13 protein-coding genes are annotated in these 17,933 nt (G+C 40.1%); 5 read left to right on the forward strand and 8 right to left on the reverse strand.

All coding sequences use genetic code 11. The features are described from left to right. Positions 1-144: 144 nt before the first annotated feature. The 3 genes from KVY11_RS10030 to KVY11_RS10040 form a co-directional block, all read right to left on the reverse strand. Positions 145-1,398, reverse strand: a complete 1,254-nt coding sequence (locus KVY11_RS10030) for a CaiB/BaiF CoA-transferase family protein (RefSeq protein ID WP_218288820.1) — start codon at positions 1,396-1,398, stop codon at positions 145-147. Positions 1,399-1,442: 44 nt separating this feature from the next. Next, entirely contained in the window at positions 1,443-2,849 is a 1,407-nt protein-coding gene (locus KVY11_RS10035) for an MFS transporter (RefSeq protein WP_218288821.1), read from the reverse strand. 235 nt (positions 2,850-3,084) lie between these two features. Beyond that, positions 3,085-4,308, reverse strand: coding sequence for an acyl-CoA dehydrogenase (locus KVY11_RS10040; RefSeq protein WP_168159820.1), 1,224 nt, complete (start codon positions 4,306-4,308; stop codon positions 3,085-3,087). 242 nt (positions 4,309-4,550) lie between these two features. Here KVY11_RS10040 and KVY11_RS10045 point away from each other — a divergent pair, with 242 nt between their 5' ends. Continuing rightward, a complete protein-coding gene (locus KVY11_RS10045; RefSeq protein WP_168159821.1) occupies positions 4,551-5,480 on the forward strand; it encodes a LysR substrate-binding domain-containing protein in 930 nt (309 codons plus the stop codon). Between the two features lie 26 nt (positions 5,481-5,506). On the opposite strand, the gene KVY11_RS10050 is transcribed toward KVY11_RS10045, so the two are convergent. Next, positions 5,507-6,445, reverse strand: a complete 939-nt coding sequence (locus tag KVY11_RS10050; protein ID WP_004979669.1) for a LysR family transcriptional regulator — start codon at positions 6,443-6,445, stop codon at positions 5,507-5,509. A 203-nt stretch (positions 6,446-6,648) separates the two neighbouring features. On the opposite strand from KVY11_RS10050, the gene KVY11_RS10055 reads away from it, so the two are divergent. After that, positions 6,649-10,128 carry an indolepyruvate ferredoxin oxidoreductase family protein gene (locus KVY11_RS10055; RefSeq protein ID WP_218288822.1) on the forward strand — a complete coding sequence of 1,160 codons (3,480 nt, stop codon included), beginning with the start codon at positions 6,649-6,651 and terminating at the stop codon, positions 10,126-10,128. 156 nt (positions 10,129-10,284) lie between these two features. Here the strand turns inward: KVY11_RS10055 and KVY11_RS10060 are convergent, their stop codons facing one another. Next, positions 10,285-11,157: a hypothetical protein gene (locus KVY11_RS10060; protein WP_218288823.1), complete on the reverse strand. Its 873-nt coding sequence runs from the start codon at positions 11,155-11,157 to the stop codon at positions 10,285-10,287. Between the two features lie 196 nt (positions 11,158-11,353). Between KVY11_RS10060 and KVY11_RS10065 the strand changes: the two genes are divergently transcribed. Beyond that, positions 11,354-12,052 (forward strand): DUF1826 domain-containing protein, encoded by a 699-nt coding sequence (locus tag KVY11_RS10065; RefSeq protein ID WP_218288824.1) that lies wholly within the window; start codon positions 11,354-11,356, stop codon positions 12,050-12,052. 118 nt (positions 12,053-12,170) lie between these two features. Here KVY11_RS10065 and KVY11_RS10070 read toward each other — a convergent pair whose 3' ends face one another. Both KVY11_RS10070 and KVY11_RS10075 read right to left on the reverse strand, forming a co-directional pair. Then, complete coding sequence (locus tag KVY11_RS10070) at positions 12,171-13,229, reverse strand: asparaginase (protein ID WP_218288825.1); 1,059 nt, start codon at positions 13,227-13,229, stop codon at positions 12,171-12,173. Positions 13,230-13,541: 312 nt separating this feature from the next. Then, positions 13,542-14,411: a LysR family transcriptional regulator gene (locus tag KVY11_RS10075; protein WP_218288826.1), complete on the reverse strand. Its 870-nt coding sequence runs from the start codon at positions 14,409-14,411 to the stop codon at positions 13,542-13,544. Between the two features lie 171 nt (positions 14,412-14,582). On the opposite strand from KVY11_RS10075, the gene KVY11_RS10080 reads away from it, so the two are divergent. Then, a complete protein-coding gene (locus KVY11_RS10080; protein WP_218288827.1) occupies positions 14,583-15,293 on the forward strand; it encodes an AzlC family ABC transporter permease in 711 nt (236 codons plus the stop codon). After that, positions 15,290-15,604, forward strand: coding sequence for an AzlD family protein (locus KVY11_RS10085; protein ID WP_218288828.1), 315 nt, complete (start codon positions 15,290-15,292; stop codon positions 15,602-15,604). Before KVY11_RS10080 ends, KVY11_RS10085 begins: the two co-directional genes overlap by 4 nt. A 62-nt stretch (positions 15,605-15,666) precedes the next feature. On the opposite strand, the gene KVY11_RS10090 is transcribed toward KVY11_RS10085, so the two are convergent. Beyond that, entirely contained in the window at positions 15,667-17,823 is a 2,157-nt protein-coding gene (locus tag KVY11_RS10090) for a TonB-dependent siderophore receptor (protein WP_218288829.1), read from the reverse strand. Positions 17,824-17,933: the final 110 nt, after the last annotated feature.

Consider the following 17,933-nt stretch of genomic DNA (forward strand, 5'->3'; position numbering starts at 1 on the left):
GAACGCCATTTGCAACATTACTCGATGGAAAACGTATTTGGGCTGAAAAGAATTTAGCTCAAATTTAACCTGACAGTCTTAAGCAAATATCGGTAACTGTCAGATTAGGTTTGAACTAGTACAATTTATCTATTGAGTACACATTCAAGCAACCGAATTATCAAGTAAAATATTTATTGAACTATCAATAACACCTTTAGCTTGTAAAGAAGCAAGCTCTTCTCGGGTTTTAAACTGTAATAAAATCTTTAGCGTATGTTCACCCAACTGTGGCGCAGCATGCTTATATTCAACCGGTGTATTGGATAACTTTATCGGTGAACCAATCATTTTAAATTGATCATTCAACGGATGTGCAATATCCACTACCATATTCCGAGACTGAATTTGTGGTTCATGCAGTGCATCTTCTATCGAGTTAATCACCCCGACTGGCACTTTTACAGCATGAATTGCCGCTACCCAATCTTGTGCATTTTTAGTCAAAAAGTACTCTGACAGCAATGGAATCAATTCATCACGATGCTTAACCCGATCCTGATTATGTTGGAACTTTTTATCTTCTAATAATTTAGGAAGCTCAATGGCAATGCATAAATCTTTAAATTGCTTATCATTGCCACAGGCGATAATAAACTCTTTATCTTTGGCTTTAAATGTTTGATAAGGAACAATATTCGGATGATTATTTCCCATACGCTTTGGAGCAACACCAGAAGTTAAATAATTCATACCCTGATTGGCCAGTGTAGCCACCTGTACGTCTAATAAGGATAAATCGATATATTGCCCACAACCAGTGTGTTGGCGAGCCAGTAAAGCCGCCTGAATGGCAACGGTTGCATACAGCCCCGTTTGAATATCGACTACAGCTACACCGACTTTTTGTGCACCGCCACCGAGTGATTCATCCTTTTCACCTGTAATACTCATTAATCCGGACATACCTTGAATAATAAAGTCATACCCCGGCTCTTCTGCACGCGGTCCAGTTTGGCCGAATCCAGTAATTGAGCAATAGACCAAGTTTGGATTAAGCTGATTTAAAGATGCATAATCTAAACCGTATTTTTCCAATGAGCCTGCTTTATAGTTTTCAATCACTACATCGGCAGTTTTAGCAATTTCACGAATCAGTTCCTGCCCTTGTTCAGTTGCAATATCGATAGCAACTGAATATTTGTTGCGGTTGGTACACTGGTAATAGCCCGATTCACGGGTGGCAGCACCCTCATTATCCAGCATCCACGGTGGTCCCCACATACGGGTGTCATCTCCCACTTTTGGACGTTCAATTTTAATCACTTCAGCACCTAGATCTGCCAAAATCTGTCCGCACCATGGACCTGCCAGTACGCGGCTTAAATCCAATACCCGTATTCCTTGTAATGCACCCATGTTCTACTCCAAAAGCCAGCAGAGGAAGCTGCTGGCCATTTTTATTATTTAGCGGTAATTGTTTTGTTGATTACTTCCACACTACTCGGCTTTTTCTCTTCCGTATTTGTGGCCGTCACTAATGAAGATTGCTGTGGATCATACTGACGTTCACGGATAAAGAAGCCTGGAATAACACCCGCAATAAAGTAGGCTGTACCCATTACAATAAATGCCATGGTGAATGAACCGCCTGCCGCAATAATCCCGATGGTAGCAGGTGCAATCGCAGCACCTAAACGTCCCATGTTATACGCACCGCCAATGGCTGTACCACGAACATCGGTCGCGAAGGTTTCCGCCATATAGGTTGCATTTACACCGTATGGAATTCCATAGAGGAAGCCAAAGGTAATTAATAAATAAGCAATATTGCTTGGTGTATTATAGAAAATAATCACTGGTAAAAATGCGGCTGTCGCAACTGTACCAAAGACAAAAGTTACCCGACGACCCAATTTATCTGCCGCATAGCCTGCAATAATTTTCCCTAGAATCATTGCTGTATATGCACCCACCATATAGCCTGTTAAAGCTTTGAAGTTCATATTCAGTTCTGTTTCTAAATAAGTTGGCATCCAGTTATTGACACCGTAGTAGCCAAACTGTAAGAAGGCAGCTGTGGTCATCCACAGCAAAAACATTTTGCGGTGCTGAGTATGGCCAAAAATACGTTTATACACACTTTCAGAGGGAGTTTTTGAAGCTATTGCTTCAACTGTAGGCTCAATTTTTAATTCTTTACGTTTAAATTGTTCTATTTTTGCTTCCTGCCAAGATGCAGGTTCTGGTACAAAACGCATGAAAATAAGTGCAAATGCTGCTGGAACAATCGTGACATAAAACAACATACGCCAGCCATGATCAGGAATAATTGCGCCCGCCAACAACGTCGCCACAATATAACCAATGGTTTGACCTGTCTGTAATGTGCCTAAAACGGTGGTGCGATATTTTGTTGGTACATATTCAGCCATCAGCGTATTACACGCCATGTATAACGAACCTAATCCAAATGCACCAATAAACCGCAAAATCATGAACTGCTCATAGCTTTGAGTGAAGCCTAGAATACAGGTCATAATTGAAAAGAAAACCACAGACCAGGCGATAGTTTTGACACGACCGAATTTGTCACATGCCCATCCACCTGTAATTCCACCAAGCGCCATCCCTGCTAGTGATGAACTTCCCAGCATACCGGCTTGAAATGAAGTTAGACCAAACTCAGCCTTTAAACTAGTTAAACTGAATGACAACAGCATGATATCGACACCATCAATTACCAGAGAAATAAATGCAAAAACAAATGCAATTTTCCAGGTGTTTTTATGAATACGGTGCACTGTACCTATATTGGATGGTAATTTTCTGCTGAGCGATCCTGCTTCGGCTTGTATATCATTATTCATTTCCATATCCCTCATTTTCCCAAATGAGTCATCGGCAGTCCTATTATTTCTCTACATTTGCCTTAGGTTCTTTATTATTTTTCTATCGTTCCATTTGAACTTTAAGCTTGCAAACGCACAGATTTACAAGAATGTTTCACGATGAATCCTTTAATTTAAGTTAATTGTTGATTTTTTTGAGACAAAAAAGTCTCAAGGATGCCTATAAATAAACATCCTGAATTGAAGAACTAAATTAGTTACCGAAAGCGGCAATTCCGGTTTGTGCGCGTCCTAAAATTAACGCGTGCACATCATGGGTACCTTCATAGGTATTAACTACTTCCAGATTAACCAGATGACGTGCTACGCCAAATTCATCAGAGATCCCGTTACCGCCCATCATGTCACGTGCCAGACGTGCAATATCTAGAGCTTTACCACAGTTATTACGCTTAATTAAAGATGTACCTTCGACTGATGCAATGCCTTCATCTTTCATACGACCAAAGCGTAAAGCCACCTGTAAGCCGAGTGCAATTTCAGTTTGCATATCGGCCAGTTTTTTCTGGATCAACTGATTAGCAGCAAGTGGTCGGCCAAACTGTTTACGATCCATAGTGTATTGATGTGCCGTATGCCAGCAGAACTCTGCTGCGCCCATGGCCCCCCAAGCAATCCCGTAACGCGCACTGTTCAGACAGGTAAATGGACCTTTTAAGCCACGTACTTCTGGAAATGCATTCTCTTCTGGTACAAACACGTTATCCATCACAATTTCACCGGTAATCGATGCGCGTAAGCCGACCTTGCCATGAATCGCAGGTGCTGAAAGTCCTTCCCAGCCTTTTTCCAAGATAAATCCGCGAATATCACCGACTTTCCCCTCAGCGGATACTTCCTTGGCCCAGACCACGAATACATCTGCTATCGGACTATTGGTAATCCACATTTTTGCGCCAGTTAAGCGGTAGCCACCATCGACTTTTTTGGCACGGGTAATCATGCTACCCGGATCCGAACCATGATCAGGTTCAGTCAGGCCGAAACAGCCAATATATTCTCCTGTGGCTAATTTTGGTAAATACTTCTGTTTTTGTTCTTCAGAACCAAATTCATGAATCGGCACCATGACTAGTGAACTTTGTACACTGGCCATTGAACGATAACCTGAATCGACTCGCTCGACTTCACGTGCAATCAGACCATAGCTGACATAATTTAAACCAGCACCACCGTACTGTTCAGGAATGGTTGGACCCAGCAATCCTAATTCACCCATTTCACGAAAAATAGCAGGATCAGTTTTTTCGTGGCGGAACTGCTCTAATACCCGTGGCATCAACTTGTCTTGACAGTAGGCAGCTGCTGCATCGCGAATCATGCGCTCTTCTGAACTGAGTTGCTGTTCTATTAGGAACGGGTCTTGCCAGTTAAAATTTGATTTACTTACTTTCTTAGAATTTACCATTTGATTCATAGTGTCCTCACCAACCTTTAAGTCCATGTGTTGTATTATTCTTGGATTGACTGTATGCGTGAATAGTCTTTCTTTCAAACAATAAATATGCATGCAGTTATGCATTTTCCGCATACTTTATTTAATTTAAAATTCTTAAACTTAAATTATCAGGATGATTGAAGGTTTTTATACTTAAGTTGTATAGTCATAACATAATGATATGTAATTTATTGATATCTTAATATTTTCAAGGATGATATATGCGTCGCAAAATTCCTTCTTTGCAAGCACTTTTATGTTTTGAATCAGCAGCACGTCATGCTAGCTATACGCATGCATCACAAGAACTATTTTTAACTCAAAGTGCTGTTTCGAGACAAATACAACAACTAGAAAACTATTTAGATGTTCCTTTATTTACTCGAACACGCCATGGAGTAGAACTAACATATGTCGGCCAGCAATATTTCAAAAGTATTACACCCTATCTAAAGGGATTAGAACAGACCACACTAGATGTTATTGCGCATAAAGGGCAAGGAGGTACTTTAAAACTCGGGGTAGTACCTACATTTGCTACACGCTGGTTGTTGCCAAAGTTACAAACCTTTAATCAACTTTATCCTGAAATTACTGTCCATTTAGAAACTAGTACACGACCTTTTTTATTTAATGACCATATTCTAGATGCTGCTATTTATGCAGGTACACCTCAACAGGTTGAACAATGGCCTGGCACATGTAGCCACTTTTTAATGCATGAAGATGTGGTTGCCGTATGCGCACCTAGCTTAATTACACACTATTTTCCTGATGCTACGATGATTAATATCAATAGCTTTGATTTAAGTGCACAACAATTAATAGAACTTCCGTTGTTACAACAAACGACAAGACCTCATATTTGGGAGGAATGGTTTAATCTCCATCCAATAAAGCACCCTAACCCTAACCATGGTCAACGTCATGAATTATTTTCAATGTTAGCCGTTGCTGCTAATCATGGTATGGGAATGGCGTTAATTCCACAAATGCTTATCAAAAAAGAATTACAAAAAAAGGAATTAGTTATGGTTTCGACTAAAAAACTAGAAAAAAAGCGAGCATATTATTTAATACATTCCAGTCAGGAAAACTCACCACTTATTGAAAAATTTGTTGGATGGATACAACAAGAAGTAAAAGAATAAATTGAAGATTATGGACACTGCATGCATTATAAAAAATACTCTGTATCACTCTGAATTTTAGGCGAAATATGCTGCTCAACCCAGGTTAACCATGCTCTTGTTTTAGCATCAATAAAATGACGTGATGGGAGTAAAGTATAAACACCAATATCAGGTGATCTCCAATCTGCTAAAACACGGCGCAATCGCCCAGTACGTATAGCCTCAATCACAGCAAAAGTTGGAAGTAATGCGATACCCATATCTTGTTGCACCATGTCTAATAATAGTTCTGGTGTGTCAGCAATCAACTGCCCTGTAATATCGATTTGATATGAACAACTGTTTTCACTGACTAGATGCCATTGCGGTGTAATAGATGGATTCACCAATTTTAAACATGCGTGTTTTTGTAGATCATCTAATGATTTTGGTTCGCCATATTTTTCTAAATAGGCTGGCGATGCGCAGAGTAATGAAAATATTGTTCCAATTCGGCGAGCAACAAATCTTGAGTCGGCCAAAGATTCAGTGAGATATAAACTGACATCAATTCCTTTGGCTAAAAGGTCTGGTACATTCTGCGAAGTACGGTACTCAACCGTGAGCTCGGGATAGGTTTGACAGAACTCGGCTAGCATCGGAGATACATAATGATGACCAAAACTGGCCATACTCAAAACACGTAACTTGCCCTGCGGTTTGCTTGCCATTCCCATGGCTTGAGCTTCAGCCTCTTCCACCATTGCGAGTACTTGACGACATTGCTCTGCATAAGCTGCACCAATATCGGTCAACGCATGCTGTCTGGTCGATCGTTGTAGTAATTTTGTACCTAAACGCCCTTCTAACTCGCTAATGAGTCGAGACACTTGCGCTGTTGTCAGTTCCATCTGCTCTGCGGCAGCGGTAAAGCTTCCACTATCAATGACTTTTAGGAAAGCATGCATTGCGTGGAGTAATCCACCCTCAAGATTTTTGCGCATAACGTAAATATGTTTTTCTTAATTACGCATTGTTGCACCAGTCTGGATCACCCACAATGACATTAATGTACATACATTGAACAGTTTCATTGTCTTAAGTTGAACTGATCAATCTTTTTTCGAGTATGTCATTTACTCCAAATATTCAACGGGATGTTGAGAAAAGAAAGTAGCTCGATCTACAAAATTCAAAGGAGATATAAATGAATATAGCGACAAAATTTACCCCAAATAAAATTCCAACCAAGGATGTGTCACTTGAAGATAAATATCTCAGTGATGACGGTACTGCTTACATGACAGGTATTCAGGCCATGGTGCGTTTACCCCTCGCACAAACACGGCGCGATACTATAAACGGTTATCATACTGCTGGTTTTATTTCAGGTTATCGTGGTTCCCCTGTAGGAAATTATGATAATTTTCTCTGGCAAGTTGAAGGCATACTCAAAGACCATCATGTTGTTTTTCAACCCGGTGTAAATGAAGATCTCGCTGCTACAGCAATTTGGGGTACCCAACAAGCCAATCTCGCAGGTCAAGGTAAATATGATGGTGTAACGTCTTGGTGGTATGGCAAAGGCCCTGGTGTGGATCGTTCTGGAGATGTTCTGCGTCATGCCAATCTTGCAGGAACAGCAGAACGAGGTGGCGTGGTTGCCTTCTTTGGTGATGATCACTCTTGTAAATCTTCAAGTATTCCACACCAGTCAGAACACGTCATGATCGGTTGTGGCATTCCAATTTTTTACCCGACCTCAATACAACAAATTCTTGATTTAGGTGTTCATGCAGTCGCCATGTCACGCTTTGCTGGTGTATGGACTTCGATGAAGTTAGTCAGTGAAATTGTCGAAACCTCTGCTTCTGTTCATGTTGATTTAGATCGAGTCATTCCTGTTTTACCCAAAAATGTTCAAATGCCTGTAGATGGTGTCAACATTCGTTGGCCAGATCACGGCATTCAACAAGAAGAGCGTCTTTATCAATATCGCTTACCCGCTGTATTGGCTTATGCACGTGAAAATCAACTGAATCAGGTGACATGGCATTGTGCTGATGCGCGTATTGGTATTGCCGCAAGTGGTAAAGGTTATTTAGATACGATTGAGGCTTTACGCATTCTCGGAATTGAAGGTGAAACGGCCCAACAGCTCGGATTGAGAGTATATCAAGTTGCTTTAATTTGGCCTTTAGAACCGCAAGGTCTGCGTGAATTTGCCGAAGGTTTAGAAGAGCTGATTGTTGTAGAAGAAAAACGCCCTATTCTTGAAGCTCAAATTAAAGATGAACTCTATGCGCTTCCAGATGGCAAACGACCTCGTATCATTGGTAAGGCGAGTGATGGAAAAGGTGAATGGAGTACATCGATTGATGAAGCGCCTTTGATTGGTCATTATGAGTTCCAACCTGAACCGATTGCAAAAATGTTGGCTGCTCGATTCTTAAAATTAGATCTTCCAGAAAGCTTAAAAACGCAAATTCAAAATAGACTTGAGCTGTTACAAAAAGCAGAGCACGAGTCACGGCGTGTTTTAGATATTGCAGAACGTAAACCTTTCTTTTGTAGCGGCTGCCCTCACAACTCATCAACTAAGTTACCCGAAGGCAGTCGTGCACTGGGCGGGATCGGTTGTCATTATATTGCCGTGTTACAAGATCATGACACAGAAACGTTCACGCAAATGGGTGGTGAAGGTGTGAGTTGGGCTGGTGCTTCTCATTTCACCAATGAAAAGCATATTTTTGCCAATCTTGGCGATGGAACCTATTTCCATTCAGGTTATCTTGCCATACGCCAAGCGATCGCTGCAAAACTCAACATGACCTACAAAATTCTCTATAACGATGCAGTGGCAATGACAGGTGGACAGCATGTCGATGGTCATCTGAGTGTGGCACAGTTAACACGACAACTTGATGCGGAAGGCATCACAAAACAAGTCATCGTCACGGATGAACCTGAGTTGATTCATGCCGAAGAAGGTATTGCTGCTCATGTCGAGATTTACCACAGAAATGAGCTGGATGATGTACAACGCAAATTACGTGAGATTTCTGGCGTTACGGCGTTAATTTATGTTCAAACCTGTGCCAGTGAAAAACGTCGCCGTCGTAAACGCAATGCTTACCCAGATGTAGCAGAACGAGTTTTTATCAATAGTGAGATTTGTGAAGGTTGCGGTGACTGCTCTAAACAATCGAACTGTTTATCGATCGAACCTGTTGAAACAGTATTAGGAACCAAACGTCAAATTAATCAAAGCAGTTGTAACAAAGACTTTTCTTGTGTCGAAGGTTTCTGTCCAAGTTTTGTCACAGTCCATACTCGCGATATGAAACGCCCAGAAATATTCAAAGGTATAGAAGCTGGCTGGCCAGAAAAACCGATCCTTCCTGAACTTGATCAACAACCCATTCGCATCATGGTTGGTGGTGTTGGCGGTACAGGTGTAGTAACCGCAGGCGCTTTACTTGGAATGGCTGCCCATTTAGAAGGTAAAGCTGCACGTATTATGGATATGGCGGGGCTGGCTCAAAAAGGCGGTACGGTTTATTCGTACGTACAACTTGCGACAGAAGATGATCAAATCTCTGCAACTAAAATCCCTGCGGGGCAATGTGATCTTTTAATTGGTGCAGATGCCATTGTCGCAGGAAGTAATGTGGCACTTTCCCGCTTAAAATCGGATGCAGTTATCATCGTCAATGAAGATAGTTCCCCTACTTCTGATTTCCTTCAATCTCGTGATTGGTATGCGCCAATTACAGATTTGATTCACCGACTTCGTGGTCGAACTACACAAGGAAAACTCACATCTTTACCAGTAACACGTATTGCCACACAGGTTTTAGGTGATGCAATCTTTGCAAATCAGATCTTACTTGGCATGGCTTGGCAAGCAGGTCAGATTCCGCTTAAACGCGAAAGTATTGAAAAGGCAATTCACCTCAACGGTACGGCTACTGAAAAAAACCTTGAAGCTTTCCGCATCGGTTGCCATCTGATGAGTGATCCTGACTTAGCCAAACGAATTGTTGCAACGATACCAACAACGAATAAACCAACTACATTGGCAGAATTAGTGGATGATCGTTCTGCGCGTCTGGTCGAGTATTGGAATCAAGATTATGCAACGCAGTATCGAACTCTGGTGGAACAAGCCGCTAAAGTATTACCCGATGAATTAACTGGAATCATTGCGACACAGCTCTATAGGGTCATGGCGTATAAAGATGAATATGAAATTGCACGTTTACTCACAGGAAAAAGCTTTAAACAATCGATTGAAACCCATTTTGGTCAAGGTTTACGTTTAACCTATCACTTAGCACCTCCTGCTTTGGGTGCTCATGGCACCATACGCAAACGTGCTTTTGGATATTGGATGCGTATACCGATGATGATTCTTGCTCGTCTACAGTGGCTTAGAGAAACATTCCTTGATCCATTTGCTTTACAGCAAGAACGCCAAAAAGAACAGGCTTGGCGTGATCGTTATATCGCATTTGTCAAAGCCATCAGTTCTACACCTGAAAGTTATGATTTAGCTGTTGCTGAGCAAATCGCTCAATTACCAGCAGATGTACGAGGTTTTGGTCATGTCAAAATGCAAGCGATGGACGCAGCAATACAACGTTGGGATGAGCTTTCATTGAGTCTTCGTAAAGAGCATGCATAAAAGAAATAGATTTATTTAAATAAGTAGCTGATACAGGATCAAACTGAAGTTGTATTGATCATGTTCAGCTACTTTATATTGATATAGGCTATAGTGAATCCTAATAAAACTAGATTCGCGATGGCAATAAATAGTGTGAACTCTTTTTTATTGGTTTCAATTTTCAGATTCAGAATTAATTGGTCTACGTTTTCTTCCTAATAAACTACTAATTTTTTGTTTAATTGTTGATAAGTCTGATGGATTATATACAGTAATAATAAGATGAGAGTGTTCCTCCCCTCTACTATAAAATTCAAATTCTTTAATAATATCAGATGACTCGACTAAGAACTTTTGGATCACTTCAATTATATTCGAAGAGTTTTTCCCTCCTAAACAAATATCAGTGGACACAGAAGGATCTTCAATTCGGCTTTTCGCTGGTCTTCTAAGAGGATCAGACATAATGTTCCGTCTATCTAAGCGTGCCATAGCTAATTTAATACTTTTTAGCTCATCAATAATATATTCTTGACCAGAAACTTCTTTTTGATCAATTTTGGCAACTTTAAACTCACCAAAATGTTGTAAAAATGGACTATAAGCAGCAGATTCAGTCGATTTTTGGGAAATGATTCTAATTTTGTGAGCTAACTTTTCTTTAAACTCAACAATTTTTGAAAATCTTAAATCTCGTGGATATTCTAAGTGTTCTATCGGGGAGGTATCAAAAGAATAAGAAGTGCGATCATCTTTAATTATAATTGTAGGCTTATCAAAAGCTAAACGCATACCCAATTCAAACATAACATTAGGATTTTTTCCACTTACATCACATACAACAATAGGATTATCATATAAGTTTTGAATAATTCGCTTTTGGATAATACCAACATCATCAGCATAACTGACCAAATTACCCTCAAAATCTGCTAATATCACTGCTTCTTTTAATATCTCATACACATCATTCCAATGTCCTTCATCACATCCATCAATAGCAGAGATAGGCATTACAATGCCACAAATTCTTTTAGATTCTGTCATAAAATTCTTCAAATTAAATTTTGATAATTTTGAATCAGATAAGTAGATATGTCGATACAAGATACCTAAAAATTACTTATATTATTTATCAAAATCCTTAAATTTTTAAAACTCTATCTATGATCTGCACTCTTAATCACTCTTATTATCAAACTAAACGTATAATATTGGATATGCTTTAATATTTACATCTGCTATGAAAAATCCGTTTTCTAATAACGCCCAAATTAGTGTAGTTTCTACTTTCTCTGAACTTGTCAATTCCAAATTTCAAGGAGAGATGAATGCACTTTGCTGGCATAGGGATTTGATTGGTGATTTTAAAGAAATTGTGGCTAAACTTGAGTTAAAAGAGAATATTACAGAAGTTTCCGTTGACGATCTTTTAGCTTTACAACTTTCAGAAAAAGGGAATCTCGCAAGGGAAATCATTTTAAAAGATATACAGCTATTAACTGATTTCGGTGCATCCCCTACACTTAATTTACTAAAATGTTATGAACGAGATGACGAGCTAGATTTTATTTCAACAGATGTATATTCGTTTCATATAGATCGTTCACCCATAGAAACAGATACTTTCTTATGTACCTACCACGGCGCTGCAAGTGATATCGTGCCCAATGATCAGGTCGAGCAAAAAATTTTGATTCCAGAACTCAGAGAAAAGCTTAAAAAACTACATGATGGGCCAGAAGCTGAATTTGAAACTTTCCTAGAAGAGTATTTCTTTGATCTACATTATAAGCCTAAACCCATTGCAAAACCTGTGAATTTAGGCTTGGGACATCTTTGGCGACTTGCAGTAGATCATCCAACACAACAGGTCTTACCTTGTGTGCATAGAGCACCTGTTGAAAAGGATGGTGAATATAGATTGCTATTGATTTGTTAAATATTTATTCAATATAGAGTCGATGAATTTAATCTATTTATAGACGCTAAAAAAGCACCTTAAATTTTTAAGGTGCTTAGCTGAAAAGCATTACTATGCGAGTTCACAGTTATTGGGTTTAGTAATCCCAAAAAATGCGTTGGATTTCCTTTGCATCTTTTGTTTTTGTTAAAGCAAGTGCAGCAAGTAATTTAGCTTTTTGCGGGTTAAGATCATGTGCGACGACCCAACCATATTTGTCATCTGGTTGTTCTGCATTTCTAAGAATAAAACCTTGAGGTACGCGAGATGAACGAATAATTTGCACACCTTGTTTTTGTAAGTCAGTTAATGTTGGGACAATATAATTGGCTACCGAGCCATTCCCTGTACCTGCATGAATAATAGCTTTTGCCCCTGCTTTCGCATAAGCCGTGTATGCATCCGGCAACATATTGCCTGAACCATAAACAATTTGTACCAGCGGTAAGCTATCACCTTTAATATTTTCAATATTAAATTCTGAGCTCTTATTATGACGTTTTGCTGTATTTCTAAACCAATATGGTTTTCCTTCCACTAAGGTTCCGAGCGCACCCCATTGGCTCATAAATGCATTGGTATGGATATTAATTGTTTTTGAAACATCTCGTGCTGCAAAAATGTCGTCATTCATGAGCACAAAAGTTCCTTTACCTTTTGCACTATCATCGGCAGCAAGTGCAACCGCACTATAAAGGTTCAACGGGCCATCAGCAGAAAGTGCAGTACTTGGACGCATTGACCCGACCAATACAATCGGCTTATCTGAATGAATCACTAAATTTAAAAAGAAAGCTGTTTCTTCTAGGGTGTCTGTTCCATGTGTAATCACGACACCATTCACATCAGGCTTTTTAAGCAAGTCATTGACTTGACGTGCAAGGGATAATAATTCTTTATCCGTAATACTTTCTGATGCAACTTGCATTGCCTGCACACCAGTCACATTGGCAAGGTTTTGAATCTGGGGAACCGCATTTAATAATGCATCTACAGGAACTTTTGCCGCAGTATAAGTTGCACTATTGGTAGAGCTTGCACCAGCACCTGCAATCGTTCCGCCAGTAGCGACAACAACAACATTATTTTTGGCAAATGCTGCAAATGGGAGTAATAGGCTTAAACTGAGTGTTAAAGCTGAAATCGTTTTTTTCATAGGTCATCCTTTTTGAGTCATTTTATTCTTAGCATTTTTCATACCATAGTAAAATTACTGGAAAAAGATAGGATTGTATAGATGTAGAAATTGTGTTTTTTGTCGATCACATTTCTTAAATGCGATCCATCAGGTTCATCATGAATGATCTGACCTATGCAATCACTCAGCAGCTATGAATGGCTGATATTTTGACTGTGAGTGATATAAAACTTGATATTAAAGCGATTTGAACAGCCCTTGGCGTTTATTGGAGATATTGGCGGCTGAGTAAAATCAGACTTTAATCTACAAAATTTGAGGTTTTGTATTTTAATAAACCGTTGCTTGTCTTAAGGTTTTGATTAATAACTCATATAGATGATTGACTGCCTTTGAACCCTGTGAGGCACGACTACGAAAGATAGCAACTTCCATTGGTTCTAAAGGGCCCAAACCATGTTCAGCGCCTAAAATATCCAAATGTGCAGGTACACTACATTTGGCCAACACAGCTACAGCGAGGCCACTTTCAACAGCCGCAATTTGCCCGACTAAACTTGAACTATGGTACACAACTTTGTAACGGCGTCCTTGTAAAGCTAGAGAGTGAATCGCGCTACGTTTTGCCAAACTGGTACTTTCATAGACGGCTACAGGCAAAGGGTCATTTTTCCAAATATCAAACTGGGCTGAACCCACCCAAACCATTGGTTCATGGAACAATAATGTGCCCTGCCGTGAATCATCACGTGAAATAAGCGCTAAATCTAAGTCACCTCTTTCTATGCGTGGAATCAAAGACGTAGATTGCTCGCAATAAAGTTCAATTTCAACGCCCCCATAGCGTGGAGCGAAACGTTTCAAAACTGGTGTGAGGTATTGAGCGGCATACTCATCGGGGACACCAAGTCGAATTCGGCCCACCAGTTCATCTTTATGAAAAGCTTGTTGCGTTTCATGGTGCAAATCTAAAATTTGTCTGGCATAACCTAAAAGAAGTTGTCCTTCTGCGGTTAACTCAATTTGTCTATGTGATCGAATTAAAAGTTGGCACTGTAGGGCTTCTTCTAATTTTTTGAGTTGCATGCTGACCGCAGACTGTGAGCGATAAAGTTCAGGGGCTGCCTGCGACAGGGTTCCCATGTCTACCACAGTTACAAAACATTTTAACCAATCTATCTGGAGGTCTTTTAAGTTCAAGTCAATCTACTTGTATTCGTTTTTCGAATAGTATACTTGAGTTTTATGCGTTTTTCATTTTTCGTTATTGAGCGCATAATTTATATCTTACATATGCTGCAACGTATTTATTTCACTTTGCAAATAATAATTTCGTGTGAATACTCAACCAATAATGAAAGGGAAATTCTTTTGAGTAATACAACTCAAGCGCTTTATAGCCTCAATTCTTCAGATATTTGGTCTGGTTTTAAAAGCCTACTACCAATTTCACTTTTCGTTATTATTTTTGGTGCTGCCTTTGGACTTGCTTCGACACATACAGGCCTAAGTAATGACTCTAGTCTGTTAATGAGTACTTTGGTCTTTGCGGGAGCATCTCAGTTTGCCACTTTAGAGTTATGGGGGGAGAAAATTTCTCTATTTCCTCTCATTATTACCGTCTTTTTTATTAATGCACGTCATTTATTAATGGGCGCTTCGCTTTACCCTTGGTTGCGCCATCTTTCTCCAATGAAAAGATATAGCATCCTGCTGGTGATTTCCGATGCAAACTGGGCGCTATCTTTGCAAGCCTTTAACCGCGGTCAATCTGGCTTTGGGTTGTTGTTCGGCGGCGGTTTGGCCCTTTGGGCGGCATGGATTATTGGCACATGGCTTGGGTTGTATTTTGGCAATACCATTCAGAACCCAAATGCTTTTGGTCTCGATATGGTTATGTCTTGCTTTTTATTAGCAATGGTGATTGGTGGGAAAAAGGATATTCGTATTGTTTTAATTTGGATCGCATCGGCCTGTATTTCATTATTGGCGTATTGGTATCTACCCAAAAATAGCCATGTTGTTATCGGTGCACTTGCTGGGGGCGTGATTGGCCTACTTTGGAAAGAGAAAAATATATGAATATCGAGCTAAGTACCGCATACCCATTGACCATTATTCTAATTATGACCATAGTCACTCTTGTGACCCGTTGGGGCGGCGTGTTTATTATGTCGTATGTCCCTATCAGTGATACGGTTCAACGGTTTATTACCGCTATGTCTGGTTCCGTATTGGTTGCACTTTTAGCACCTATTGCAGTTGAGGGAGATAACGGTGCACGTTTGGCTTTAGGGACTACTTTATTGGTCATGTTACTTGTGAAAAAGCCGTTAGTTGCAATTGCTGCTGGTATTATTTCAGCTGCGTTATTTCGTCACTATTTTTCATAACAAGCTAGTAAAAATAAAAAAGGCATATTCTTCAATATACCTTTTTTATTTAAAACTATTTATTAGAAGTTCACAGTCCATGAAAATTGTGCTGTACGTGGTGTACCCAGAAATAAATAATCATCCCCGAAAAAGCTTCCTGCATCTCGCCAGTATTTTTTATTGAACAGGTTGTCCACATTCAGGCGAAGCATATTGTCATAACCATAAGCACGGAAGTTATAAGCTGCACCCGCATCGAATACGGTATAGCCTGAAACTTTAACCGTCCCCGTTTTATTGGCATATTTACTGCTGCTGTATTGCATACCTGCGAGTAAACGTAAACCTTCTACTTGAGGCATATGATAAGACACATGACTGGCAAAACGAACCGTTGGTACGTTTTGAGTTTGATGCCCTTTATAAGCATCTACCTGTATATCTTCCAAACGTGAACGGGTCAGTGCCAAAGTCGATGTCATATCTAGATTTTCAGCAACGCGACCTTGCAAGCCCAATTCCAAACCTAGATTATGCTGTTCACCATCGGTGACATAGTAATTGTCTAAGTTGGTATATTGATGATCTTGTGTTAAGTCAAACAAAGCAGCAGTAAACAGTAGCTCTTGCCATTGTTGTTTAAGACCTAACTCATATTGAGTTGAACGTCTTGGTGCTAAAGTTTCAAAGGCATTTCCTACGATGCCTTTATCCTCATTACCATAGGCAGACCACGGCGCTTGACTGCCGTCACTTATCCCTTTGGCATAAGAAGCATACAGATGAGTGTTCTGCCAAGGCTGATACATCAACGCAAGCTGTGGCAAGAAGCGATTGAAGTCGGTGTCCCGAATACTATTGCCATCCGCAGCATAGGCACTTTCATTTAAATGTAAAAGCTTACCGCCTAGCAAAACTGACCAAGTATCATTAAATTCGATTTGATCCAACAGGTTGAGGGCTGTTTGTTGACTATCCAGAGATTTGTAATGATTACCTAAGGGTTTATCCGTAGGCGTATAGCTAATAGGATCATTATAAATATTTCCTGAACCTATCCATTCATTGATTGCATCATACTGGGTATGGCGTTTGTAGGCATGTGACAGTTCTAAACTCAGGTTATGTTGCCATGCTCCAGTGCTGAATGTTCCGTTTAAGCCCGTTTTAAATTGATTGGTTAGATAGCTATCATCTGGGCTGCGGAAATCATAAATGTCATAGTTACCATCAGTGTCAAAGGTGTAGGCAAATGCTGAGTAATCATCTACGACCACACGACTTTGTGAAGCAGATAGATTACTGCTCCATTTATCATTGATTTGATAGCTGTATTTCAGACTCGTATTTAGACTGTCATTGGTGATTGGTTTGCTCCAGCTTTGATAACCCAGCAAACGATCCCATTCCACTCCTGTCGGTACAGTTTCACCACCAAGTAGTTGATAACCTGGTACCGAACGCTGTTTTTGACGCTGTGATTCAAGATCAAATTCAAGTTTTGAACGATCTGAAATTTTCCAGTCTAATGCCAATGAACCAAACAAACGTTTTCCATCGGCATGTTCAACATACGGGTGAATGTCTTCATGAGCTGCATTCACGCGATAACCAAATTGTTGATTGTCTCCAAGCCATCCACCAAGGTCGGTTGCCACACGGCTGCCGCCATGACTGTCTGCCTCAAGGGTTAAAGACTGGACATCTTTGGGGCGTTTGCTCACATAGTTCACGACTCCGCCTGGCGTTGACATACCACTTTGAATCGCACTCATGCCTTTTAGGATTTCAACTTGCTCTTTGTTTTCAAGCGCTACATTTTGCTCACCGCGTAGCAAATTACCGTTCAGTAAATAACTTGATCCCGCATTTAAGCTAAATCCACGCATCACAAAGTTGGCATAGTAACCAATGGGTGCATAGCCATCCCCAACGGACGCATCGTTCTTTACCACATCGCCCAGTGTTTTCGCATGTTGATCTGCGATCAGTTCAGCAGTAACGGTGTGAATAGATGCAGGAATGGCTGCAAGGTTTTGCCGGCCAAACCGAGACAAATTAACTTTGGGCTGATAATAAGCCAATTGTTCAGTCTGAGCAGTGGTTGTAATGGTTGCAAGTTGCTCCACATCACTCTCTTCTGCCGCATGTACCCATACCGAGTTCAGCCCTAGACATGAAAATGAACCAACCGCCAATAATGCTTTTTGTAAACGAGAAAATGGATACGTTTTCACTGTCGTTGCTAACCCCAAAAGATAAATTTACAGCCTGAATTTTGCGGCATGAGTATTCACAATTTTTGTAGAATGAACAAGCACATTATTCAAGATATCTCAGCTTTTTT

The sequence above is a fragment of the Acinetobacter sp. CWB-G5 genome (assembly GCF_019209785.1).
In the GTDB taxonomy this organism is placed as follows: Bacteria; Pseudomonadota; Gammaproteobacteria; order Pseudomonadales; family Moraxellaceae; genus Acinetobacter; species Acinetobacter johnsonii.

Coding starts and splice junctions, on each gene's coding strand:
- KVY11_RS10030 (WP_218288820.1), bottom strand. CDS start 1,398: ATGGGTGCATTACAAGGAATACGGGTATTGGATTTAAGCCGCGTACTG.
- KVY11_RS10070 (WP_218288825.1), bottom strand. CDS start 13,229: ATGAAAAAAACGATTTCAGCTTTAACACTCAGTTTAAGCCTATTACTC.
- KVY11_RS10060 (WP_218288823.1), bottom strand. CDS start 11,157: ATGACAGAATCTAAAAGAATTTGTGGCATTGTAATGCCTATCTCTGCT.
- KVY11_RS10055 (WP_218288822.1), top strand. CDS start 6,649: ATGAATATAGCGACAAAATTTACCCCAAATAAAATTCCAACCAAGGAT.
- KVY11_RS10045 (WP_168159821.1), top strand. CDS start 4,551: ATGCGTCGCAAAATTCCTTCTTTGCAAGCACTTTTATGTTTTGAATCA.
- KVY11_RS10040 (WP_168159820.1), bottom strand. CDS start 4,308: ATGAATCAAATGGTAAATTCTAAGAAAGTAAGTAAATCAAATTTTAAC.
- KVY11_RS10065 (WP_218288824.1), top strand. CDS start 11,354: ATGAAAAATCCGTTTTCTAATAACGCCCAAATTAGTGTAGTTTCTACT.
- KVY11_RS10050 (WP_004979669.1), bottom strand. CDS start 6,445: ATGCGCAAAAATCTTGAGGGTGGATTACTCCACGCAATGCATGCTTTC.
- KVY11_RS10085 (WP_218288828.1), top strand. CDS start 15,290: ATGAATATCGAGCTAAGTACCGCATACCCATTGACCATTATTCTAATT.
- KVY11_RS10035 (WP_218288821.1), bottom strand. CDS start 2,849: ATGAATAATGATATACAAGCCGAAGCAGGATCGCTCAGCAGAAAATTA.